The 22757-nt window shown below is 62.9% G+C and carries 16 protein-coding genes and 1 pseudogene; 10 read left to right on the plus strand and 7 right to left on the minus strand.

From position 1 onward, the window contains the following. Positions 1 to 18: 18 nt before the first annotated feature. Positions 19 to 750, plus strand: coding sequence for a GntR family transcriptional regulator (locus DYL59_RS14285; RefSeq protein ID WP_193557552.1), 732 nt, complete (start codon positions 19 to 21; stop codon positions 748 to 750). Positions 751 to 754: 4 nt separating this feature from the next. Here the strand turns inward: DYL59_RS14285 and DYL59_RS32080 are convergent, their stop codons facing one another. Then, positions 755 to 1813 carry a methyl-accepting chemotaxis protein gene (locus DYL59_RS32080; protein WP_420359286.1) on the minus strand — a complete coding sequence of 353 codons (1059 nt, stop codon included), beginning with the start codon at positions 1811 to 1813 and terminating at the stop codon, positions 755 to 757. Positions 1814 to 1882: 69 nt separating this feature from the next. Further along, positions 1883 to 2395, minus strand: a pseudogene (locus DYL59_RS32085) (MCP four helix bundle domain-containing protein); the annotation flags it as partial. Positions 2396 to 2628: 233 nt separating this feature from the next. Here DYL59_RS32085 and fmdA point away from each other — a divergent pair. The 6 genes from fmdA to DYL59_RS14320 are packed head-to-tail and all read left to right on the plus strand — an operon-like array spanning position 2629 to position 8860. Continuing rightward, entirely contained in the window at positions 2629 to 3858 is a 1230-nt protein-coding gene (gene fmdA, locus DYL59_RS14295) for a formamidase (protein ID WP_135289775.1), read from the plus strand. A 2-nt stretch (positions 3859 to 3860) separates the two neighbouring features. Then, positions 3861 to 4208, plus strand: a complete 348-nt coding sequence (locus tag DYL59_RS14300; protein ID WP_135289776.1) for an FmdB family zinc ribbon protein — start codon at positions 3861 to 3863, stop codon at positions 4206 to 4208. A 15-nt stretch (positions 4209 to 4223) separates the two neighbouring features. Further along, positions 4224 to 5267, plus strand: a complete 1044-nt coding sequence (locus DYL59_RS14305; protein ID WP_135289777.1) for an aliphatic amidase — start codon at positions 4224 to 4226, stop codon at positions 5265 to 5267. Positions 5268 to 5270: 3 nt separating this feature from the next. After that, positions 5271 to 6254, plus strand: a complete 984-nt coding sequence (locus DYL59_RS14310) for an AAA family ATPase (RefSeq protein ID WP_135289778.1) — start codon at positions 5271 to 5273, stop codon at positions 6252 to 6254. A 37-nt stretch (positions 6255 to 6291) separates the two neighbouring features. Then, a complete protein-coding gene (locus tag DYL59_RS14315) occupies positions 6292 to 7647 on the plus strand; it encodes an MATE family efflux transporter (protein WP_135289779.1) in 1356 nt (451 codons plus the stop codon). 40 nt (positions 7648 to 7687) lie between these two features. Then, positions 7688 to 8860, plus strand: a complete 1173-nt coding sequence (locus DYL59_RS14320) for an MFS transporter (RefSeq protein WP_135289780.1) — start codon at positions 7688 to 7690, stop codon at positions 8858 to 8860. Here DYL59_RS14320 and ispG read toward each other — a convergent pair. The 3 genes from ispG to dxs are packed head-to-tail and all read right to left on the minus strand — an operon-like array spanning position 8828 to position 12821. Next, the gene (gene ispG / locus DYL59_RS14325) at positions 8828 to 10102 is read right to left on the minus strand and encodes a flavodoxin-dependent (E)-4-hydroxy-3-methylbut-2-enyl-diphosphate synthase (RefSeq protein WP_135289781.1); all 1275 of its coding nucleotides are present in this window, start codon (positions 10100 to 10102) and stop codon (positions 8828 to 8830) included. The two genes, DYL59_RS14320 and ispG, sit on opposite strands and share 33 nt — an antisense overlap. After that, on the minus strand, positions 10099 to 11034 hold the full coding sequence (gene ispH, locus DYL59_RS14330; protein WP_135289782.1) for a 4-hydroxy-3-methylbut-2-enyl diphosphate reductase: 936 nt from the start codon (positions 11032 to 11034) through the stop codon (positions 10099 to 10101). Before ispH ends, ispG begins: the two co-directional genes overlap by 4 nt. Before the next feature lie 2 nt (positions 11035 to 11036). After that, positions 11037 to 12821 carry a 1-deoxy-D-xylulose-5-phosphate synthase gene (gene dxs / locus DYL59_RS14335; protein WP_135289783.1) on the minus strand — a complete coding sequence of 595 codons (1785 nt, stop codon included), beginning with the start codon at positions 12819 to 12821 and terminating at the stop codon, positions 11037 to 11039. 261 nt (positions 12822 to 13082) lie between these two features. On the opposite strand from dxs, the gene ispC reads away from it, so the two are divergent. Beyond that, a complete protein-coding gene (ispC, locus tag DYL59_RS14340; protein WP_135289784.1) occupies positions 13083 to 14264 on the plus strand; it encodes a 1-deoxy-D-xylulose-5-phosphate reductoisomerase in 1182 nt (393 codons plus the stop codon). Between the two features lie 3 nt (positions 14265 to 14267). Here ispC and DYL59_RS14345 read toward each other — a convergent pair whose 3' ends face one another. Both DYL59_RS14345 and DYL59_RS14350 read right to left on the minus strand, forming a co-directional pair. Then, a complete protein-coding gene (locus tag DYL59_RS14345; protein WP_135289785.1) occupies positions 14268 to 14633 on the minus strand; it encodes a type II toxin-antitoxin system HicB family antitoxin in 366 nt (121 codons plus the stop codon). Next, positions 14630 to 14881 carry a type II toxin-antitoxin system HicA family toxin gene (locus DYL59_RS14350; RefSeq protein WP_135289786.1) on the minus strand — a complete coding sequence of 84 codons (252 nt, stop codon included), beginning with the start codon at positions 14879 to 14881 and terminating at the stop codon, positions 14630 to 14632. The genes DYL59_RS14345 and DYL59_RS14350 overlap by 4 nt, the downstream gene beginning before the upstream one ends. A gap of 188 nt (positions 14882 to 15069) precedes the next feature. On the opposite strand from DYL59_RS14350, the gene DYL59_RS14355 reads away from it, so the two are divergent. Together DYL59_RS14355 and DYL59_RS14360 are read left to right on the plus strand one after the other, a co-directional pair. Then, positions 15070 to 16053 (plus strand): TauD/TfdA family dioxygenase, encoded by a 984-nt coding sequence (locus DYL59_RS14355; protein ID WP_135289787.1) that lies wholly within the window; start codon positions 15070 to 15072, stop codon positions 16051 to 16053. 156 nt (positions 16054 to 16209) lie between these two features. Further along, on the plus strand, positions 16210 to 22755 hold the full coding sequence (locus DYL59_RS14360; protein ID WP_135289788.1) for a non-ribosomal peptide synthetase: 6546 nt from the start codon (positions 16210 to 16212) through the stop codon (positions 22753 to 22755). Positions 22756 to 22757 lie beyond the last annotated feature (2 nt).

The following is a 22757-nucleotide window of genomic DNA, read 5'->3' on the forward strand; positions in this document are numbered from 1 at the left end:
AGGGTAAAAATGGAAAGCGTGAGCCAGAGGCGTTATGCGGCGGTGGCCAAGGACTTGATCGAGCAGATTGGTAGCGGCCACTACCCGGTGGGGTCGTTGTTGCCGACTGAATTCGAGTTGTGCTCGCTGTACGCGGTGAGCCGACACACCGTGCGCGCGGCCATTGACCAGTTGCAGGGCCAGGGCATGGTCTCGCGGCGCAAGCGCGTGGGCACGCGGGTCGAGGCGTCGTCGCCCAAAGGGGGCTACACCCAGGCCATGGCGTCGGTGGCCGACCTGGTGCAAGTGGCCGAAACCCATATCCGCGATATCCAGGGGGTGCGCGAATTCGTTGCCGATATCGCCCTGGCCCGGCGCCTGGGCCTGGAGCCGGGCGGGCATTACTTCTGTGTGTCGAGCATCAAGGTGGACGCCGGCAACGGCAATGCGCCGTTGTGCTGGACCGACGTATACGCCGAGCAAGCCTTTGCCGACGTAATCCCCGAAGCGCGCAAGCATCCGGATGAACTGATCGCCGCGCTGATTGGCAAAGCCTACGCGCGGCACATCGACGTGGTGGACCAGCAAGTGCGCCCGGTGCAACTGTCGGCCGAGCTGGCCACCAGCCTCAAGGCGCAAAACGGTGCGCTGGGGCTGGCGATCACTCGGCAATATCGCGATGAGGCGGGGGGGCTGATTGCCGTGGCGGAGTCGGTGTACCCCGCCGACCGTTTCACCCTGACCATGCAGATGAAACGCGACAAGCTCTGAGCGCTTACGCGACGTTGAAGAACGCCACCTTGGTGCTTAAACGGTCGGCCAGCTCCGCCAATTGCTGATTGGAGCTTTCCATCACTTCGGAGTCGGCGGCCGATTGCACGGTGGAACTGTGGATGCGGGTGATGTTCTGCGCCACCTCTTCGGCGGCGACGCTTTGTTGCACCGAGGCGCTGGCGATCTGCGCGTTCATCACGTTGATCGCGCCGACTTTCTCACTGATCTTGCTCAGGGCTACCTGGGAGTCGCGGGTCTGTGCCACGGTGATCTGCGCCAGGCTGCGGCTGCGTTGCATGATGTCGGCGGCGTCCTGGGTGCCGCTTTGCAATTTGCCGATCATCTCGCGGATCTCCTGGGTCGACTCCTGGGTGCGGGTGGCCAGGGAGCGCACTTCATCGGCCACGACCGCAAAACCACGGCCATGTTCCCCGGCGCGTGCGGCCTCGATGGCCGCGTTCAACGCCAACAGGTTGGTTTGCGCGGCAATGGCGTTGATGACCTCGATCACGGTTTCGATGTTTTCGCTGTCGCTGGACACCTGGTTTACCCGCGCAGTGGCCTGGTCAAGTATGGTCGCCAACTCTTCGATGGCCACGGTCACCTCGCCAACCAGCCGGTGGCCACTGTCGACGCCAGCGTCGGCAAGGATGCTCGCCTTGGCCGCCGCCGAGGCATAACCCGAGACTTCAGTGACCGACGCGGCCATTTGCGTAATGGCCGCCGCGACATGGTGGGCTTCGCTGGTTTGCAGGGTGATCTGCTGGCGGTTGTCGGTGGCCACCGATAACAGCGTGACCGAGGAATGGCGCAGGTCGTGGGCAGCCAGGCGCACGTCGTTGATGGTGTCGCCCAGGCGGGTCAGGGCGCTTTTCAGGATGCCCATTACGCTGTCGGGGTAGGGCGTGTCGATGGCCTGGGTCAACTCGCCATCGGCCAGGCGGCGGATCGCGTCGGCCACTTCCTGCGGTTCGGCGCCCAGGGTTTTTTTGACATTGCCGATGATCAGCAGCGACACCAGCACGCTCAGCAGGATGGCAACCGCGCTGGCCAATACCATCAGCAGTGCGAAATTACTGGCGGTGGCCTGGACGGTGTCCAGGCGTTGCTTGATTCGGCTTTCTTCGAAGTCGATCAAGGCATTCACGCGCGTGAGCCATTCGGTGTATTGGCCGGAGGCCTGGGTCAGCAGCAGCGCCTGGGCGCCGGCGATATCGTTTTGCCGACGCAGGCTGATCACTTGCTCGGACGAGGCCAGCGCCTGGGTCTCGATGGCCTTGATCGCCGCCAGCAGGCGGGTTTCTTCGGCACTGGTGGCGGTGGTGTCGAACAGGCGATCCATCATCTGGGCGGCGTCTTGATAATCGCGTTTGAGCTGGTCGATATCGGCCAGGTGGCGGCTGAGCGTCGGTTCATCCCGGACCAGCACGGCGTCGCGTATGGCAATGGCGCGGTTGTGCACGCTGCCGCGAAAGTTAATGGCATAACGTTGGACCACGGCGGCTTTTTCGCTGACCTCCTTGAGGGTGTTGTCGATAAAGCCCACGCGTTGGATACCGATGGCGGTGATCAGCACCAACAACGACAGGGTGGATGCAAAGCCCAGTCCGATACGCATCGCCAGCGAGACAGGTTTTTTCATGGAAAGCTCGATGTTCAGGGGGGTTAGGGTGATGGCTAAAAGCTATCTTTGTTGGAGAATCTATCCAGCCGCCTGGCGTGCGTCCAATCAGAAAACACTGAACCTGTCATCGAGCAAATTGATGGAGTGAAGCCGCGCCATGGTCATGGATACGTCATCCAACGTATTCCCCGTTTTACCCGGCTCCACGAGACTGGATCGCACGCAACCGTCATCCGTCCAGGAGCCAGTCCATGACCGAAACGCTGATCAAAGTCGACCTCAACCAGCCTGTCACCGAAAACGAGCAGATCCACAACCGCTGGCACCCGGATATCCCGATGGCCTGCTGGGTCAAGCCGGGTGATGACTTCATCCTGGAGACCTACGACTGGACCGCCGGCGCGATCAAGAACAACGACGATGCCAGCGACGTGCGCGATGTGGACCTGTCCACCGTGCACTACCTGTCCGGCCCGGTAGGCGTGCACGGCGCCGAGCCGGGGGATTTGCTGGTGGTGGACCTACTGGACATCGGCGCCAAGGCCGACTCCCAATGGGGTTTCAACGGTTTCTTCTCGCGCCAGAACGGCGGCGGTTTTCTCACCGATCACTTCCCCAGCGCGCAAAAAGCCATCTGGGATTTCAAGGGCATGTTCACCAGCTCCCGACACATTCCAGGGGTGAACTTCGCCGGCCTGATCCACCCCGGCTTGATCGGCTGCCTGCCCGACCCGGTGATGCTTGCCGACTGGAACCGCCGCGAGCAGGAACTGATCGACACCAACCCCACTCGCGTGCCACCGCTGGCCAATGCACCGCTGGCCGCCACGGCCCATATGGGCAAGATGCAGGGCCAGGCCCGCGACGATGCCGCCGCGACCGGCGCGCGCACCGTGCCACCGCGCGAGCACGGCGGTAACTGCGATATCAAGGATTTGTCGCGGGGGTCGAAGATCTTTTTCCCGGTCTACGTCAAGGGCGCCGGGCTGTCGGTGGGCGACCTGCACTTCAGCCAGGGCGATGGCGAGATCACCTTTTGCGGTGCGATCGAAATGGCCGGCTGGGTGCACATGAAAGTCGAGCTGATCAAGGGCGGCATGGCCAAGTACGGGATCAAGAACCCGGTGTTCAAGCCAAGCCCGATCACGCCGAACTACAAGAACTACCTGATCTTCGAAGGCATCTCGGTGGACGAGCAGGGCCAGCAGCACTACCTGGACGTCAACATCGCCTACCGCCAGGCGTGCCTGAATGCAATCAACTACCTGACCAAGTTCGGCTATTCGCCCGCCCAAGGCTATGCGCTGCTGGGTTCGGCGCCGGTGCAGGGGCATATCAGCGGCGTGGTGGATATTCCCAATGCGTGCGCCACGTTGTGGCTGCCCACGGAAATCTTCGAGTTCGACATCAACCCCAATGCCAACGGCCCCACCAAGTTCCTCGACGGCAGCGTCGACCTGCCCATCGCCCCGGACCTGTAGCCATGCCGACCTACGAATACGCCTGTGCGGCGTGCGGCACGTTCACGATGTTGCGGCCCATATCCCAGCGCAACGAGCCCAGCCAATGCCCGTATTGCGAAGGGCCGGGGGGGCACCTGCTGGTGTCTGCTCCGGCCTTGCAAACCTTGTCGGCCAACCAGCGCAAGGCCATCGCCGGCAACGAGCGCAGCGCCAATGCCCCGCAAACCGTCGGCGAATACCAGCAAAGCCGCCGACATCCGGCCGGTTGCAGTTGCTGCGGCACCAGTAAAAAGGTGGTGCCGAGCAAGGCCAACCCCCTGGGCCTCAAAACCAAGACCGGCCCACGGCCGTGGATGATCAGTCACTAGAACAGGAGCGTTGCAATGCGTCATGGCGACATTTCCAGCAGCCCGGACACCGTCGGTGTAGCGGTGGTGAACTACAAGATGCCGCGCCTGCACAACAAGGCCGAGGTCATCGATAACGCCAAAAAAATCGCCGAGATTATTCTCGGCATGAAGCAGGGCCTGCCCGGCATGGACCTGGTGGTGTTCCCCGAGTACAGCACCATGGGCATCATGTACGACCACGACGAGATGATGGCCACCGCCGCGAGCATTCCCGGCGAAGAAACCGCGATCTTCTCGGCCGCCTGCCGCCAGGCCAATACCTGGGGGGTGTTTTCCCTGACCGGCGAGCGCCACGAGGAGCATCCCCACAAAGCGCCTTACAACACCCTGGTGCTGATCAATAACCTGGGCGAGATCGTGCAGCGTTATCGCAAGTGCATTCCCTGGTGCCCCATCGAAGGCTGGTATCCGGGTGATCGTACGTATGTATGCGATGGGCCCAAGGGCATGAAAATCAGCCTGATCATTTGCGACGACGGTAACTACCCGGAGATCTGGCGCGATTGCGCCATGAAGGGCGCCGAGCTGATCGTACGCTGCCAGGGCTATATGTACCCGGCCAAGGAGCAGCAGGTGCAGATGTCCAAGAGCATGGCCTGGGCCAACAACTGCTACGTGGCGGTGGCGAATGCCGCCGGTTTCGATGGGGTGTATTCCTACTTCGGCCACTCGGCGATCATCGGCTTCGATGGGCGCACCCTGGGGGAGTGCGGTGAAGAGGAAATGGGCATCCAGTACGCACAACTGTCGGTGTCCCAGATCCGTGATGCACGGGCCAACGACCAGTCCCAGAACCACCTGTTCAAGTTGCTGCACCGGGGCTACACCGGCATGCATGCCTCGGGCGATGGCGACAAGGGCGTGGCGGACTGCCCGTTCGAGTTCTACCGCACCTGGGTGCTGGACGCGCAAAAGGCCCAGGAGAACGTGGAAAAGATCACCCGCAGCACCGTAGGCGTTGCCGAGTGTCCGGTGGGGCAGTTGCCCCATGGCGGTAAAGAAAAGACTGCGGGGTAGGGCATGCGCTTTACCTTTGAACCGGCCCAGGTCATGGCCTTGTTGCGCAGCCGTATCGTCGGCCAGGAGGCGGCGCTGGCCCAGGTGGAAGGTTTGCTCAAGGTGGTCAAGGCCGATATCGGCGAGCGTGATCGCCCCTTGAGCGTCAACCTGTTCATGGGCCCTACCGGCGTGGGCAAGACCGAGATCGTGCGCCTGCTGGCCCAGGCGCTGCACGGGCGCAGCGATGGCTTTTGCCGTATCGACATGCACACCCTGGCCCAGGAGCATTACGCCGCAGCGTTGACGGGGGCACCGCCGGGTTATGTGGGCAGCAAGGAGGGCATCAGCCTGTTCAACAGCGAACTGATCCAGGGCACCTACAGCCGGCCGGGCATTGTCTTGTTCGATGAGCTGGAAAAAGCCAGCCAGGAAGTGGTGCGCAGCCTGCTGGGGATCCTGGAAAACGGCCAGCTCACCTTGGCCGGTGGTACCCGTACGTTGGACTTTCGCAACAGCCTGATCTTCATGACCAGCAATATCGGCGCCCAACAGGCCCGCCGTCATCGCCTACGGTTTGCCCAGGGTTGGCGGCGCCTGTTACGAGGGTTTGTACGTGGCGAGGCAGCGGTGCTGGAGGACGCCTTGCACGGGCACTTCGAGCCGGAGTTTCTGAACCGTATCGACCGCATCCTGATGTTCGAGCCCATCGACGCCCAGTGGCTGGACGCCTTGCTGGAGGTGGAACTGGGCAAGCTCAATCAGCGACTGGCCGCACAGCAGCGCTCGCTGGAGGTGGATGACCAGGCGCGTGCGTGGCTCTGCCGTCAGCACGACGTACGGTTTGGCGCGAGGGCGCTGGCTCGGCGTCTGCGGGTAGAACTGGAGCCGGCAATCGCCGAATGCCTGTTGCAAGGCAATGCCCGCAGCCTGACGGCAACGGTGCGCAACGCGTGTCTGGTGGTGGAAGCCGAAAGCACGGGAAGATGGGATCCAACTACGGTATAACCCTCGGACGCTTTCGTCATCCGAGGCCCCGTTTTTCATGCAAAGCCCTTTGCAACGCCCGCTGTGGCAGGTCTACCTGATCTTTCTGGCACCGATGGTGCTGTCCAACTTCCTGCAAAGCTTTTCCGGCACCCTCAACGGCATTTATGTCGGGCAAATGCTCGGCACCCAGGCGCTGGCGGCGGTGTCGGGCATGTTTCCCATCGTGTTTTTCTTTATTGCCCTGGTGATTGGCCTGGGGGCGGGCGCGTCGGTGTTGATCGGCCAGGCGTGGGGTGCCCAGGAGACGGGCATGGTCAAGGCGATTACGGGCGCCACCCTGACCCTGGGCGCTTTGGTGGGGCTGATCGCGGCTGTACTGGGCAGCCTGTTTGCGCGCCCGGCGTTGCAGGCGCTGGGTACGCCAATGGATGTGCTGGACGATGCGGTGGGCTATGCCCAGAAGATGATGTTGATCATGCCGTTGCTGTTGGTGTTCATCCTCTATACCCAGTTGTTGCGTGGTGTGAGTGACACGGTCTCACCGCTGTTGGCGCTGGTGGTTTCGACCCTGGTGGGCCTGCTGCTGACGCCCGCGCTGATTCGCGGCTGGATCGGCCTGCCGCCCATGGGCATCCAGAGTGCGGTGTACGCCGGGTTGGTGGGCAATGCATTGGCGATGCTGTTTCTGGTGCTGCGCCTGCGGCACAAACACCATGTGATGGCGCCGGACCGTGAGCTGGTCGCAGCCTTGCGCCTGGATCGGGTGATCTTGGGCAAGGTCTTGCGCATCGGCCTGCCCACCGGCTTGCAGATGGTGGTGTTGTCGCTGTCTGAGCTGGTGATCCTGGCCCTGGTCAACGGCCATGGTTCCCAGGCCACGGCGGCCTATGGCGCGGTGACGCAGATCGTCAATTATGTGCAGTTCCCGGCGTTGTCGATTGCGATCACCGCGTCGATCCTTGGTGCCCAGGCCATTGGCGCCGGGCGCCTGGAGCGGATCGGCCCGATCCTGCGCACCGGACTGTTGATCAACACCTGCCTGACCGGTGGCCTGATTGTGCTGGGGTATGTGTTGTCCCACTGGCTACTGGGCCTATTCATCACCGATGACGCGGCGCGGGCCAAGGCTGAGCACCTGTTGCACATCATGTTGTGGAGCATCCTGGTGTTCGGTTTCCAGGCGGTGGTGGGCGGGATCATGCGCGCCAGCGGCGTGGTGTTGATGCCGGTGGTGATCTCGATTTTCTGTGTGGTGTGCGTCGAGTTGCCGATGGCGTACCTGTTCAATGCCCACTTTGGCCTCGAAGGCGTGTGGATGGCGTTTCCGGTGACCTACCTGGCGATGCTGGGGTTGCAGGTGGCGTATTACCGGTTGGTGTGGCGGCATAAGCAGATCAAGCGGTTGGTGTGATACAAGGTGGCGCAATTTAAGGACTGAAGGCGTGTAACCCATGGCAAACCCCTATGCCGCGTTGTTCCAGGTGCCTGGCGCCCGGGCTTTCGTATTGGCCGGCATGCTGGCGCGAATGCCGGTGTCGATGACCGGTATCGGCCTGATTACCATGCTGTCCCAGGTACATGGCGGCTACGGCCTGGCAGGGTCGGTGGCGGCGGTATTTGCCCTGGCCACGGCGTTTTGTGCGCCACAGGTGTCACGCCTGGTGGACCGCTACAGCCAGGGGCGGGTGTTGCCGATTGCCGCGCTGATCGGCGGTGGGGCGTTGTTGATGCTGCTGCTGTGCACCCGCTTGCAGGCGCCGAATTGGACGCTGTTCCTGTTCGCCGCCCTGGCCGGCTGCATACCGAACATGTCGGCCATGGTGCGCGCACGCTGGACCGAGTTGTACCGGGGCCAGCCCAAGCTGCAAACCGCATTTGCCCTGGAATCGGTGCTCGATGAGGTGTGCTTTATCATCGGCCCGCCGATTTCGGTGGGCCTGAGTGTGGTGCTGTTCCCCGAGGCCGGGCCGTTGGTAGCGGCGTTATTGCTGGCCGTGGGCGTCACCGCGTTTGTGCTGCAACGGGCAACCGAACCACCGGTGCATGAGCACCACGAGCATCACAGCGGTTGGCTGATTGCGTCACCTTCAGTGTTGATCCTGATGATCCTGCTGCTGGCCATGGGTGTGATCGTCGGCGTGGTGGATGTGGTCAGCGTGGCCTTCGCCCAGCATCAGGGCCAACCGGCGGCGGCCAGTATCGTGCTGTCGGTGTACGCCATTGGTTCGTGCCTGGCCGGGTTGGCTTTTGGCACCCTCAAGCTCAAGGTGTCGTTGCCGCGCCAGTTTCTGTTCTGCGGCGTGGCCACGGCGCTGACCACCTTGCCGTTGCTGCTGGTCACCAACATTCCAGGGCTGGCGGCGGCGATCTTTGTCTCTGGGCTGTTCTTTGCACCCACGTTGATCGTGTCCATGGCCCTGGTGGAGCGCATCGTGCCACCCAGCCGCCTGACTGAGGGCATGACCTGGCTGATCACCGGCCTGAGCATCGGCGTGGCCATCGGCGCCGCCAGCTCCGGCTGGATGATCGACCACTTTGGCGCCGCCAGTGGGTTCTGGGTGGCGCTGGTGGCGGGGGCGGTGGTGATGGGCTCAGCGGTGCTTGGCTATCGGCGCCTGGGTTGACAGCAAGGCCGCCAATGGCTGGGGCTGATGGCCGTAGCGTGCAAGGACGTACGCCTCCAGCAGCTGGATAAAGTCTTCGGCGATACTCGGCCCCTTGAACGTCATTACCCGCTCGCCGTCCAGGTACACCGGTGCCGAAGGATGTTCCCCGGCGCCGGGCAGCGAAATGCCGATATCGGCCAGGCGACTTTCGCCAGGCCCGTTGACCACACAGCCCATCACCGCCACCTGCAGGCGTTCGACGCCAGGGTAGCGGGTGCGCCAGACCGGCGTTTGCGCCTGCAGGTACACCTCGATCCGTTGTGCCAGTTCCTGGAAAAACACACTGCTGGTGCGTCCGCAACCGGGGCACGCCACCACTTGCGGGGTAAAGGCGCGCAAGCCCATGGTTTGCAGGATCTGTTGCGCAACCTGCACTTCTCGGCTGCGCTCGCCGCCGGGTTCCGGGGTGAGTGAAATACGCAGCGTGTCGCCAATGCCTTCCTGCAACAGCACGGCCAGGGCAGCCGTGGAGGCAACGATACCCTTGGAACCCATGCCCGCTTCTGTCAGCCCCAGGTGCAACGGGTAATCACAGCGCGCCGCCAGGTTGCGGTAAACCTCGATCAAGTCCTGCACATGGCTGACCTTGGCCGACAGCACAATGTGATCCGCCGGCAGGCCCACCTCGATAGCCCGCCGGGCACTTTCCAGGGCCGACACCACCAATGCCTCGCGCATCACCGCATCGGCCGCCAACGGTGTGGGCAGGGCAGCGTTGCGGTCCATCATCTGCGCCAGCAACTCGGGGTCGAGGCTGCCCCAGTTGACGCCAATGCGCACGGGTTTGTCGTAGCGACAGGCAACCTCGATCATCTGGCAGAACTGCTCATCGCGCCGCGCACCCTTGCCGACATTACCGGGGTTGATGCGGTATTTGGCCAAGGCTTGGGCGCATTCGGGGTAGGTGGCGAGCAGGCGATGGCCGTTGAAGTGAAAGTCACCCACCAACGGCACGTCCACATGGCGCCGGTCCAACAGGTTGCGAATCGCAGCGACCTGGGCGGCAGCCTCGTGGCTGTTGACGGTGATGCGCACCAACTCCGCCCCGGCAGCGGCCAGGCGTTCGACCTGAGCGGCCGTGGCCTGTGGGTCGCCAGTGTCGGTGTTGGTCATGGCCTGCACGCCGATGGGGGCGTCGCTGCCCAGGCTCAGGGTGCCGACCTTGACTTGGCGAGTCAGGCGCCGCACAGGGGGCTTCATGACGGCTGCCGGGCGATCAGCCCGAGGGGTGGGCGAAAGTGCACCCGTTCCTCGCGGCCTGGCAAGGTCTGGACATGCACGGGGGCGATGCGCGCCAGCGTTGCCAGGACGTCCTCCACCGAGGTTTCCGGGGTGGAAGCGCCGGCGGTGATCCCCACGGTCATGTCCGCGGTGAACCAGTGGGCTTGCACCGCGCTGCCATCGGCCACCCGGTAGCTGGGCGTGCCGCTGTCATTGGCCAGGGTGCACAGGGTCACGGAGTTGGCGCTGTTGGCACTGCCCACCACCAGCAGCACATCCACGCGCGTGCACAGTTCGCGCACGGCCTGCTGGCGGTTTTGCACGGCGTAGCAGATGTCGCGGCTGGCGGGCCCGACAATAAGGGGATAGCGCTGCATCAAGGCCGTGACCACCGCGCGCGTGTCATCGACGCTGAGGGTGGTTTGGGTGAGATAGGCCAGTGGGGTGTCCGCGGGAAAGCTTAGCGCGGCGACCTGCTCGACGGTCTGGATCAACGTCACCTGTGCATCGACCTGGCCCTGGATACCGACGACTTCAGGGTGGCCCGGTTCGCCGATCAGCACCAGCTGGTAGCCCCTGGCGGCATACTGGCGGGCGTGTTGGTGCACCTTGGTGACCAAAGGGCAAGTGGCATCAATGACCTGCAGGCGGCGTTGTCGCGCTTGCGCCTCCACCTCGCGCGCGACCCCGTGGGCGCTGAAAATAGTGACTGCCCCAGGTGGTACATCGCTCAGTGCTTCAACGAACCGGGCACCTTGCTGGCGCAACGACTGGACGACATGCTGGTTATGCACGATCTCATGGCGCACATAGACGGGTATGCCGTATTGCTGGATGGCGCTCTCCACCGAATCGATAGCGCGCACCACACCGGCACAGAAACCTCGGGGTTGGGCGAGGATCACGTTCATGTTCAAGCCCTCGCCTGAACAGGAGACTGAAGGGTCGCGGGTGTCTGGGTGAAGCGGCGAATCGACGTTTCGATACCACCGGCGTCGAGGCCGTAGCGGCTGAGCAAGCGGTCCGTAGCGCCGTGCTCGATAAACTGATCGGGCAGGCCCAGTTGCAAGGTGGGCCGACACAACCCTTGGCCAGCCAGGTATTCCAGGCACGCTGAACCGGCGCCACCCAGGATGCAGCCTTCCTCGACGGTCACCAGCCAGGCGTGGTCCCGCGCCAGCCGTTGCAACAGGTGGGTATCAAGCGGCTTGATAAAACGCATGTTGGCAAGTGTGGCGCCCAGCGCCGTTGCCGCTTGCAAGGCCGGCGTAACCATCGAACCGAATGCCAGGATGGCGATACGCTCGCCCGCCCGGCAGACGAGCCCTTTGCCCACGGGCAGGGTTGCCAGTTCGGGGGAGGGGGCGATGCCCGTTCCTGCTCCCCTTGGGTAGCGCACGGCGCAGGGGCCGTTGTGTTGCAGTGCGGTATGCAGCATTTGGCGACATTCCTGTTCGTCCGCTGGGGCCATGACGTTCAGGCCTGGGATACAGCGCAGGTACGTCATGTCGAACGCGCCCATATGGGTCGCCCCGTCGGCGCCGACGATGCCGGCACGATCAATGGCGAACACCACCGGCAGCTGTTGCAGCGCGATGTCGTGGATCAGTTGGTCGTAGCCCCGTTGCAGGAACGTTGAATAGATCGCCACCACCGGCTTCATGCCGTCGGCGGCCAGGCCTGCGGCGAAGGTGAGGGCGTGCTGCTCGGCAATGCCCACATCGAAGTAGCGATCGGGAAAGCGTCGCTCGAACTCAACCAGGCCAGAGCCCTCGCGCATGGCTGGGGTAATCACCACCACGCGCGGGTCTCGTTCGGCTTCGTCACACAGCCACTGGCTGAACACCTGGGTATAGGTCGGTCGGCTGGAGGGTTCTGCGCGCAGGCCGTGGGTGGGGTCGAACGGGCCGGGACCGTGATAGCGCACGGGGTCTGAGGCGGCAGGCGAGTAGCCGTGACCTTTTTCTGTGATCACATGCAGCAGTTGCGGGCCTCTGCGGCCCTTGAGGGTGTGCAGGGCCTGGAGCAATTGGCCCAGGTCATGGCCGTCGACAGGCCCGCTGTACGTCAGGCCCATCGTGATGAACAGGTTGGCACGGTCGTCGCGCCGCTGGGCCAATGCATTGAGATGACTGCGTAACGTGCCGACTGAGGGAGAGATCGACATATCGTTGTCGTTGAGGATCAGCAACAGCGGCAGGTCAGGGTAACGACCGACATTGTTGAGCGCTTCGAAGGCCATGCCGCCGCTCAACGCGCCGTCGCCGATCACCGCGATGCAATGACGCGCCTGCGCCTGGCTGCGTGCCGCCAGGGCCATGCCCAGTGCCGCTGAGATCGAGGTGCTGGAGTGCGCGGTGCCGAAGCAGTCGTAGCGCGATTCGCAACGCCGCGGGAACCCTGATATCCCGCCAAACTGCCGGATGCCCGCCATTTCTTCGCGGCGTCCGGTGAGGATCTTGTGGGCATAGGCCTGGTGCCCTACGTCCCACACAATGCGGTCGCGGGGTGTATCAAAAACATAATGCAGGGCCACGGTCAGTTCGACGGTGCCCAGGTTCGCGGCCAGATGCCCCCCTGTGCTGCTGACGCTGTGCAGGATAAAGGCCCGCAGCTCATCTGCCAGGGGCGCCAGTGCTGCCGGGTGCAAGGCGCGCAGGTGGGCGGGGTTGTCGACGGTGCTGAGCAACTCAAACATTGCAGCACTCCAATAGGGGCCATTGGACGGTACTGCGGACCAAAAGAAGGCGGGAAGGGGGAAGGTTCTCTACCAGTTAAGCGCCATTTTCCCAGGGCCAATCCGGTTTTTTTAGGCTGATTTGGAATGGTCAGTTTTTTTTAATGGCGCAAGCTTCACACATATGAAAAAGGCCGATAGAGGCTATCGCAAGTCGGTATTTATGTCGGGTGCCGAGGGGCTAACCTCGTTTAAAGACAAGGCTTATAGGGTGCCTGGATCATGTTGCAACGCCTGCTCGTCCTCGGTTCAACCGGGTCGGTCGGCGACAGTATTCTGGATGTAGTCGCGCGTCATCCCGACAGGTTCCTGGTGCATGGGCTCAGCGCCCATCGGCGCGTCGACAAGCTGTATCAACAGTGCCTGCGCTTTCGCCCGGCGATAGCCCTGGTGACCGAACCGCAACATGCCATTGAGTTACAAGCCCATTTGCTGGCGGCCGGTTTAGCCACCGAGGTGTTGTGCGGGGAAGATGCCCTGTGCGAAGCGGCCCGAGCGTGCGATTACGACACCTTGGTGGCGGCTATCGTGGGCGCGGCCGGGTTGCTGCCTACGCTGGGCGCCGCGCAGGCGGGCAAGAAGATCCTGTTAGCCAACAAGGAAGCCCTGGTGATGTCGGGCGCGTTATTCATGGATACCGTCGCCCAAGGCAACGCCACGGTGATTCCGCTGGACAGTGAACATAACGCGATCTTCCAATGCCTGCAGGGGTGCGCGGGTGACAGGGACGGCGTCGAGCGGCTGATCCTCACCGCATCCGGCGGGCCGTTTCGTACGCGCAGCCTGGAGAGTTTGGCCGGTGTGACGCCCGACCAGGCCTGCGCCCATCCCAACTGGTCCATGGGGCGCAAGATCTCCGTGGACTGCGCGACCCTAATGAACAAGGGCCTGGAAGTAATCGAAGCCCATTGGTTATTCAACCTGCCGGCGCAGCGGATCCAGGCGCTGATCCATCCGCAAAGCGTGGTGCATTCCATGGTGGTCATGCGCGACCAATCGGTGCTGGCACAACTGGGTAATCCCGACATGCGCATGCCGGTGGCCCATGCCCTGGCCTATCCGCAGCGGATCGAATCAGGGGTTGAGCCCCTGGACCTTACACGCCTGGCTGGGCTGACGTTCGAGCATCCCGATGTGCAGCGCTTTCCCTGCCTGGGCCTGGCGTTGCAGGTATTGGCCGAGGGTGGCCAGGCCAGTGCCGCGTTGAATGCGGCCAACGAGGTGGCGGTAGAAGCGTTTCTGGGGCGGCGTATTCGGTTCACTCATATTGCCCAGGTGGTGGAGCAAACGTTGCAACGTATCGACCTGCCCGGCCACGCCGGCCTTGAGGCGATCCTTGGGCTGGACCACCAGGCACGGCAGTTGGCACGGGAGCAGGTGCGGGTGTGTGGGGCCCAGGCCTAGTGATCAACCGATGGCCGGGCAGGGGTCGGCACTGTGGTGTTGCAGGAACTCGTTCAGCGCCTGGCGGGTCAGGTCGTTGAGCGTCACGTTCTTGCGGATGGCTGCCAGGGCCGCAGCCAAGTGCAGGTCATGGCCGACGCGGACATTGAATGACCCCTTGCAAGGCTTTTCCGGTGTTTGCCCCAGGGTCTGGCAGGTGGTGAGATAGTCTTGCACCGCTTCGCGAAAAGCGGCATCCAGTTCAGCCACGGTCTTGCCTTCGTAGCTCACCAGCGCCTTGATGAACAGCACCTTGCCGAACAGGCAGTTGTCTTCGAGGCTGGCTTCGATGGAGCCGATGTAGCCGTTGTGTTTCAGTTGGTTGTTCACTGAATCAGTGCTCCTGATTTCAATTGTTCGATGATCTGGCGCCGAATGTAGTGTTTCAGTTCGTTGCCGGGGTGGGGCCTGTGCAGGGTAATCATTGCGCAGGGGTCGCCGATGTCGAACTTGACGCGGCTCCCGGCCCCCTCAATCTGTGTGTAACCCAGCCAACGCAGCAGCGTTACAAGCTCGGGCCACGTGAAGGCCATTTGTTCGTTAAGCAATTTGGCGAGCAGCTTTTCATTTTTCGACACGGCGATCCCTGCGCGTAACTAAATGTAGTTGCAAAAAGTGGTGTTCGTCAATGCTAGCTCGGGTTCGCGCTGTTTTCCTGGGATTGATGTAACCCTTGATGACACCTCGCGCCACGTCCGCACCCCCCGCTAATTTTTCCCCGGCCGGTTCGTTTTATAGGGACGACGTGCCTTTGGAGTGGAGCGACATGACCGTATTGTTGGAATTCAACGTTTCTGCGTTGTTGAGCGAGCGGGGCAGCTTGCCGTTGTTGATCGAGGCGCCCGAGCCTGGCCTGGGCTTGATGGACGTATTCGCCGAGCTGCAACCCTTGGTAGAGGAGCACCTGCCTCAGAGCGGCGGGATTCTGTTTCGCGGCTTCGAGGTTGGTGGCGTGGATGCGTTTCGCCAGTTCGCCCAATCGTTCGGTCACCCCTTGCTCAATTACGAGTTTGGTTCCACGCCCCGCAGTAATGTGACCCAGGGCGTGTACACCTCGACTGAATACCCGGCGCACCAGAGCATTCCACTGCATAACGAACAGGCCTACACCCTCGAATGGCCAATGAAAATCTGGTTCTACAGCGTAATTGCCGCACAGACCGGCGGCGAGACGCCGATTGCCGACAGCCGTGAAGTCTATCGCCGCATGCCCGAGTACATTCGCCAGCGCTTTGTCGAGAAAGGCCTGATGTATGTACGTAATTATGGCAATGGCCTGGATGTGGGCTGGGAGCAAGTCTTCAATACCGAAGACCGCAGTGTGGTCGAGGCCTACTGCCAGGCCCATGCCATCGAATGGGAATGGAAGGACGACGGCGAATTGCGGACCCGCCAGGTATGCCAGGCTGTGGCCACTCATCCCTCTACCGGGGACCAAGTCTGGTTCAACCAGGCGCACCTGTTCCACGTTTCCAACCTGCCGCAGGAAGTGCGCGAGACCTTGCTCGATATCGTTGATGAGGAAGACCTGCCTCGCAACGTTTACTACGGGGATGGCTCGCCGATTGAAGCCCAGGTGCTCGATGAGGTTCGTCGGGTTCTGGACAGTTGCGCCATCAGCTTTCCCTGGCAGGAGGGCGATGTGCTGATGCTGGACAACATGCTCGCCGCCCATGCTCGCTCACCCTTCACCGGGCCGCGCAAAGTGGTGGTGGCGATGGCCGAAGGTCATACCGAACAACGTCGCTGAACCGTCCACCGTGTGCCTTTGCGGCGCCGTCTTGCGGCGCTGCATGCAGACGGTCGCTCTGTAGTCTTCCTGTCTAAATTAGCCCCTCCCTTGATCGTTCTACTGAAAACGCCTTGGCCCGCAGGCCTGGCCGCAGATCAGTAAGGACGGAATGCAATGAACACCCAGGATTCACTTCGGCTCGCTCGCCGTTTTATCGAGTTGCCTGCCCAGAAGCGGTCTTTGTTTCTAAAGGCCCTGGAGTCGGAGAACGTCGACTTCTCCCTTTTCCCCATTGCGTCCGATGTGCAGGTGGCAGGTCGCGATGCCTTGTCCTACGCCCAGCAGCGTATGTGGTTTGCCTGGCAGCTGGATCCGCGTGGCAGTGCCTACCACTTGCCTATGGCGGTCAAGTTGCAGGGGGCATTGGACGCGGATGCATTGCAGCGCGCCGTCGATGCCCTGGTGATGCGTCATGAAAGCTTGCGCACAGTGTTTCGCGAGCAGGATGACCAGGTCGTCCAGCATGTGGTTGATGCCAGTCAGGTCAACGTTGAATACATGGATTTCTCGGCGGGGCAGGGAGATGAGGGGAGCGCGCGGATCGACAGCCTTGTCAGGGTCGAGGCGCTCGCGCCGTTCGATCTGGTTCGCGGCCCGTTGTTGCGCATCAAGCTGCTGAAAAAACACCACGAAGAACATCTGCTGCTGGTCACCTTGCACCATATCGTCGCCGACGGTTGGTCGATGGGGGTGCTGATCGATGAGCTGGTGCGACTTTACGATGCCGCCTGCATGGGAGATGAAACGCAGTTGCCGGCCTTGCCCATCCAGTACCGCGACTATGCACTCTGGCAACGTAGCTGGCTGGAGGCCGGTGAGCAGGCGCGGCAATTGGCCTACTGGTTGGACAAGCTCGGTGATGAGCATCCGGTGCTGGAGTTGCCTGCCGACTTTCCACGGCCCGCTAAGCCTGGTTACCGGGGTGAGCGGTATGCGGTAGACATCGAGCCCCAGTTGGTGGCGCAACTGCGTGATGTTGCACGTCAGCACAACGTCACCCTGTTCATGTTGCTGTTGGCCTCTTTCAGCCTCCTGCTCTACCGCTACACCGGGCAACCTATCCAGCGAGTCGGGGTGCCGATTGCCAACCGTCACCGCCCGGAAACAGAAGGCTTGATCGGTTGCTTCATCAACACCCAGGTCCTGCATACGGCCATCGACCCCATGATCGATACCGCCGAGTTGCTGCGTCGGGTCAAGGCCAGCGCGTTGGAGGCGCAATCGTTCCAGGACCTGCCGTTCGAAAAACTGGTGGAGGTGCTCAACCTGGATCGCAGCAGTGCCCACAGTCCGTTGTTCCAGGTGCTGTTCAACCATCAGTCGAACGTGACCGACGTCGAGACGATCAAGACCCGCTCCGGGCTGGTGCTGGAAAAGCTCGCACTGCCCAAGACCACCGCACGCTTTGACCTGGCCCTCGACACCGTTGAAAGCGAAGGCCAGTTGCAGGCCGCGTTTACGTTTGCCGTTGAGCTGTTTGCCCCGTCCACCATTGCCCGTCTGGCACAGCATTGGGTGGGAGTACTCAAAGGTCTGGTGCAGGATACGGCGCTGCCCATTGGTGAGATTTGCCTGGGCGAGGCGGTGTCGCAGCGGCCTGCCGCGCCATTGCTGGCGCCCCTGCCGGGCGTGCACGAGTTGATCGCGCAGTGTGCCGGGCAGTGTCCCGAACGCCTGGCGGTGGTCCATGAGGGGCAGTCCCTCAGTTATGCCCAGCTGAACTGCCAGGCCAGCCAATTGCAGCAACAGTTGCAGGCAGCCGGCGTGATGCCGGAGCAGGCGGTGGGGGTGGTGGCCGACCGCTCGCCTGGCATGGTGGTAGGCATGCTGGCGGTGCTCAAGTGCGGTGCGGCCTACGTACCGCTGGAGCCGGACCAGCCAGAGCAGCGCCTGGCGTTCATGCTTGAAGATGCGGCCATAACTCATGTGCTGACCCCTTTCGATTGGGCGCATGCGCTGCCGGCGGGTGTCCAGGCCATCGCCTTCGACCGGATCGCGCCAGATGCGCCTCAGGCGCTGGCGACTCGAGTGGCACCTGGCAACCTGGCGTACATCATCTACACCTCCGGCACCACCGGCACGCCTAAGGGTGTCGCCGTGTCGCACGGTGCCCTGGTCAATTACATCCAGGGTGTGTCCCAGCGTTTGCCCATGGCGGACATCCACCACCTGGCAATGACCTCCACGCCCGCCGCCGACCTGGGGCATACGGTGTTTTACGGTGCGCTGTGCAATGGCAAGTGCGTGCACCTGTTGAGCAAGGAGCGAGTGCTGGACGCCGATGCGTTGGCGGCCTACATGGGTGAGCATGCGATCGATGCGCTGAAAATCGTGCCGTCGCACTTGGATGCGATGCTGTCAGCCAGCGCCAGTGCGGCGGTGTTGCCGCGCCATTGCCTGATCCTCGGCGGGGAAGCCTGCTCCGAAACGCTGTTGGCGCGCATTGCCGGTTACGCGCCGCAGCTTGCGGTGATCAATCATTACGGCCCGACCGAGTCCACCGTGGGTGTCTTGACCGCGCCACTGGTGGTGGGCCAGCCGCCTCATCTGGGCACCCCGCTGGCTAACGTGCAGGTGGCGGTGTTGGACGCGAGCCTGTTGCCGGTGCCCGGTGGCGCCAAGGGTGAGTTGCATATCGCCGGGGCGGGCCTGGCCCGTGGTTATGTGGGGCAACCAGGGTTGACCGCACAACGGTTTGTTCCGGACCCGCATGGCCCGGCCGGTGCGCGCATGTACCGCACCGGGGATTTTGTGCGGCGTGACTCGACCGGCGCCTTGCGATTTGTCGGGCGCATGGATCACCAGGTGAAAATCCGTGGCTATCGGGTTGAGCCAGGGGAGGTCGAGCAGCATTTGCAAGGCTTGCCAGGGGTCAGGCAGGCCCTGGTGCGGGTAACGGGCGCCTCCGATACGCCGCAATTGGTGGCTTATGTGGTCGCCAGCCAGGCGCTGCCGGATGAGGCCGCGGCAAAGGCCACCCGGTTAGCCCTGCAACAGGCCCTGCGCGGGTTCATGCCGGAGCACATGATCCCGGGGCAGATCCTGTTCCTGGACGAGGTGCCGTTGACGGCCAACGGCAAGGTCGACTCCAGCCGTTTGCCGGTCGCCGGTTGCGCCAGCGATGAGCCGCAGTACGTGGCGCCGGTCACGCAGCAGCAGAAGCTGCTGGCGCAAGTCTGGCAGGAGGTGCTCGGCGTTGAGCGTGTCGGCCTTGGGGATAATTTTTTCGCCCTGGGCGGGCACTCCTTGCTGGCGACGCAAATCGTCTCGCGGGCGCGTCGCCAATTGGGCCTGGATATTCCTTTGCGGCTGCTGTTCGACAGCGCCGACCTGGGCACCTTCTGCGCCGCCGTTACCGGCCAGGCCGGGGTCGAGGATGCGCCGATTCGCCCGTTGGATCGCCAGCAGCTGCTGGCGGTGTCCCATGCCCAGCATCGGCAATGGTTGTTCTGGAAAATCCACCCGCAGAGCGCGGCCTACAACACCCCCATGGCCGTGCGTATCAAGGGCGCGCTGAACACCGTCGCCCTGCAGGCTGCGTTCGATGCGCTGGTGGCCCGCCATGAAAGCCTGCGCACGGTCTTTGTCGACGCGCAGGGCGTGCCCTGCCTGAAGGTGCTGCCCAGCATCCAGGTGCCGTTGGTCAAAGCGTTTATCGGCGCGTTGCATGGCCCGGCGCTGGAGCGGCGGTTGCAGGAAGAAACCCAGCAGCCCTTCGACCTGGCCAACGGCCCGCTGCTACGCCTCAACTTGCTGCAAGTGAGCCCCGAGGAACATCTGCTGCTGCTGAACCTGCACCACATCGTGTCCGATGGTTGGTCCATGAGTGTGATGGTGCGCGAATGCATCGCCAGCTATAACGCCGAGGTCACAGGGCAATCCGCGCCAATGCTGGCGCCGCTGACGGTGCAATACGCCGATTACGCCACCTGGCAGCGAGAGCGCCTCGAAGAGGGGCAACTGCACACACAATTGGGTTACTGGAAGACTCAGCTGGAAGATGATTTCAGCGTGCTGCAATTGCCGGCGGACCGTGTGCGCCCACAGATCCAGAGCTATCGCGGCGGGCGTATCGACGTGCGCCTGCCCGCCGAACTGGCCAGCGCTCTGCGCCGTCTGGCGGTGGACGCCAATGCCACGTTGTTCCATATCTTCCTGGCATCGTTTGGGCTGTTGCTGGCTCGCTACAGCGCCAGTGAAAAAATCAACATCGGCGTGCCGGTCACCAATCGCAACCGTCTTGAGCTGGAAGGCCTGATCGGCTTCTTCGTCAATACGCTGGTGGTACGGGTGGGCGTGGACTTTGCCGCGACCTTCGACCAACTGCTGGCCTCGGTCAAGGAAACCAGCCTGCAGGCCCAGGCCAACAAGGACATTCCCTTTGACGTGCTGGTGGAGGAGTTGGGCCCTGAGCGTGGCCTGGGGCATAACCCGCTGTTCCAGGTGATGTACAACCACATGCGTGACCTGGGAGAGCAGGTCACCGGGCAGAGCCTGGCCGGGGTCACCGCCGAGGAAATCGATTTGGTGGAAGGCACTGCACAGTTCGACCTGTCCCTGGACACAGTGGAGCGCTCGGACGGTGTATTGGCCACCTTTGTGTATGCCAGCGACCTGTTCGACCATGCCCGCATCGAGCAGATGACCGCGCACTGGTTGAACCTGCTGCAGGCCTTGGTGGCGCAGCCGCACACCAGCGTAGACCGTCTGCCGCTGTTCTCGCCCCAGGACCAAATGCGTCTGGAGCAGGACTGGTGCCAGGGCCCGGCCACCGTGCACATGGCCGATACCGCCGTGGCGCGGCTGTTCGAAGCGCGGGCCCAGGCGCAGCCCCATGCGCCTGCACTGCTGATGGGCGACACCCGGTTGAGCTATGACGAACTGAACCGTCAAGCCAACCGCCTGGCCCACAAGCTGCGCGAACTGGGGGTCGGCCCGGAAGTGCTGGTGGGGGTTGCGGTGGAGCGCAGCCTGGACATGGTGGTCGGCTTGCTGGCGATCCTCAAGACCGGCGGTGCCTACGTGCCCCTGGACCCGGATTACCCGCGTGAACGCCTGGCCTACATGATGCAGGACAGCGCGATTGTGCTGCTGTTGACCCAGACGAGCCTGCAAGCGCAATTGCCGATACCCGAAGGGCTGCCCAGCCTGTGCCTCGACCAGCCGGGTGACTGGCTGGCAGGCTACGCCACGCACAACCTGTCCACGGTCATCGACCCGCAGTCCCTGGCCTACGTGATGTATACCTCCGGCTCCACCGGTCGCCCCAAGGGCGTGGGGATCAACCAGGGTTCCCTGAGCCTGCACGCCCAGGTCTCGCTGGACTTTTTCAACCTGTCGGCCAGTGACCGCATCCTGCAGTTCGCGACGTTCAACTTCGACGGGTTTGTCGAGCAACTCTACCCGGCGCTGATCTGTGGCGCTTCGGTGGTGATTCGCGGGCCGGCGCTGTGGGACAGCGAAACCTTCTACCGTGAGTTGATCGACAAAGACATCAGCGTGGTCGACCTGACCACGGCCTACTGGTTCATGCTTGCCAAGGACTTTGCCGCCCAGGGCCCGCGCGATTATGGGCGCCTGCACCAGTTGCACGCCGGTGGCGAAGCCATGCCGCCGGAAGGGGTGGTGGCCTGGAAACAGGCAGGGCTTGGGCATGTGCGCCTGCTCAATACCTATGGCCCCACTGAAGCCACCGTCACCGTCACCGCCCACGACTGCACGGCGTTTGCCGTGGCCGACAGCGCGCCGCCACCGGCGCTGATGCCCATCGGCAAGGCCCTGGGCGGACGCGCCATCTACCTGTTGGACAACAGCGCAGGGTTGACCGTGCCTGGCGCCATCGGCGAACTGCAGATCGGCGGCGGCTTGCTGGCGCGCGGTTACCACAACCGTCCGGCGCTGACGGCCGAGCGCTTTATCCCCGACCCGTTCAGCCAGCACGGCGGCCGCCTGTATCGTACCGGCGACCTTGCCCGCTATGTCGACGACGGGGTGATCGAGTACGTCGGCCGTATCGACCATCAGGTGAAGATTCGCGGTTTCCGTATTGAACTGGGGGAAATCAGTGCGCGCTTGCTGGAGCATCCGCTGCTGGCCGATGCGCTGGTCATCGACATTGATGGCGTGCTGGGCAAGCAACTGGTGGGTTACCTGGTGCCAGCCGACCCGGCGATCCTGCAGGCCGATACCGAAGTGCAGAACGCGCAGCTGGGGCATATCCGCGACGATCTTCGCAACAGCTTGCCGGACTACATGGTGCCCGCGTACCTGATGTGGATGGCCGGGTTGCCGCTGACCCCCAACGGCAAGCTGGACCGCAAGGCATTGCCGGCCCCGGATACCCGGCAGATGCAGGCGCTTTACGTCGCGCCGCACACCGACCTGGAGCGCCAGCTGTGCGAGATCTGGGCCACGGTGCTGCGCATTGACCAGGTCGGCATGCAAGACAACTTCTTTGAACTGGGTGGCCACTCCCTCCTGGCAGCTCAGGCCATCTCACGCATCAACACTCAATTGGGTATCGATATGCCAATTCGCCAACTGTTCGAAACACCCGTCCTGAGTGAGTTTTCACAGGCGCTGGAAAGTGCCGGCCGGTCGCTGACCGATGAGGGCCTGTCGGATATCGAGCGACTGATGAACGAAATGACGGAGGCTTGAAC

Source organism: Pseudomonas kairouanensis, assembly GCF_004682055.1.
Classification (GTDB): Bacteria; Pseudomonadota; Gammaproteobacteria; order Pseudomonadales; family Pseudomonadaceae; genus Aquipseudomonas; species Aquipseudomonas kairouanensis.

Coding starts and splice junctions, on each gene's coding strand:
- DYL59_RS32080 (WP_420359286.1), bottom strand. CDS start 1,813: ATGGTATTGGCCAGCGCGGTTGCCATCCTGCTGAGCGTGCTGGTGTCG.
- fmdA (WP_135289775.1), top strand. CDS start 2,629: ATGACCGAAACGCTGATCAAAGTCGACCTCAACCAGCCTGTCACCGAA.
- DYL59_RS14300 (WP_135289776.1), top strand. CDS start 3,861: ATGCCGACCTACGAATACGCCTGTGCGGCGTGCGGCACGTTCACGATG.
- DYL59_RS14305 (WP_135289777.1), top strand. CDS start 4,224: ATGCGTCATGGCGACATTTCCAGCAGCCCGGACACCGTCGGTGTAGCG.
- DYL59_RS14310 (WP_135289778.1), top strand. CDS start 5,271: ATGCGCTTTACCTTTGAACCGGCCCAGGTCATGGCCTTGTTGCGCAGC.
- DYL59_RS14315 (WP_135289779.1), top strand. CDS start 6,292: ATGCAAAGCCCTTTGCAACGCCCGCTGTGGCAGGTCTACCTGATCTTT.
- DYL59_RS14320 (WP_135289780.1), top strand. CDS start 7,688: ATGGCAAACCCCTATGCCGCGTTGTTCCAGGTGCCTGGCGCCCGGGCT.
- ispG (WP_135289781.1), bottom strand. CDS start 10,102: ATGAAGCCCCCTGTGCGGCGCCTGACTCGCCAAGTCAAGGTCGGCACC.
- ispH (WP_135289782.1), bottom strand. CDS start 11,034: ATGAACGTGATCCTCGCCCAACCCCGAGGTTTCTGTGCCGGTGTGGTG.
- dxs (WP_135289783.1), bottom strand. CDS start 12,821: ATGTTTGAGTTGCTCAGCACCGTCGACAACCCCGCCCACCTGCGCGCC.
- ispC (WP_135289784.1), top strand. CDS start 13,083: ATGTTGCAACGCCTGCTCGTCCTCGGTTCAACCGGGTCGGTCGGCGAC.
- DYL59_RS14355 (WP_135289787.1), top strand. CDS start 15,070: ATGACCGTATTGTTGGAATTCAACGTTTCTGCGTTGTTGAGCGAGCGG.
- DYL59_RS14360 (WP_135289788.1), top strand. CDS start 16,210: ATGAACACCCAGGATTCACTTCGGCTCGCTCGCCGTTTTATCGAGTTG.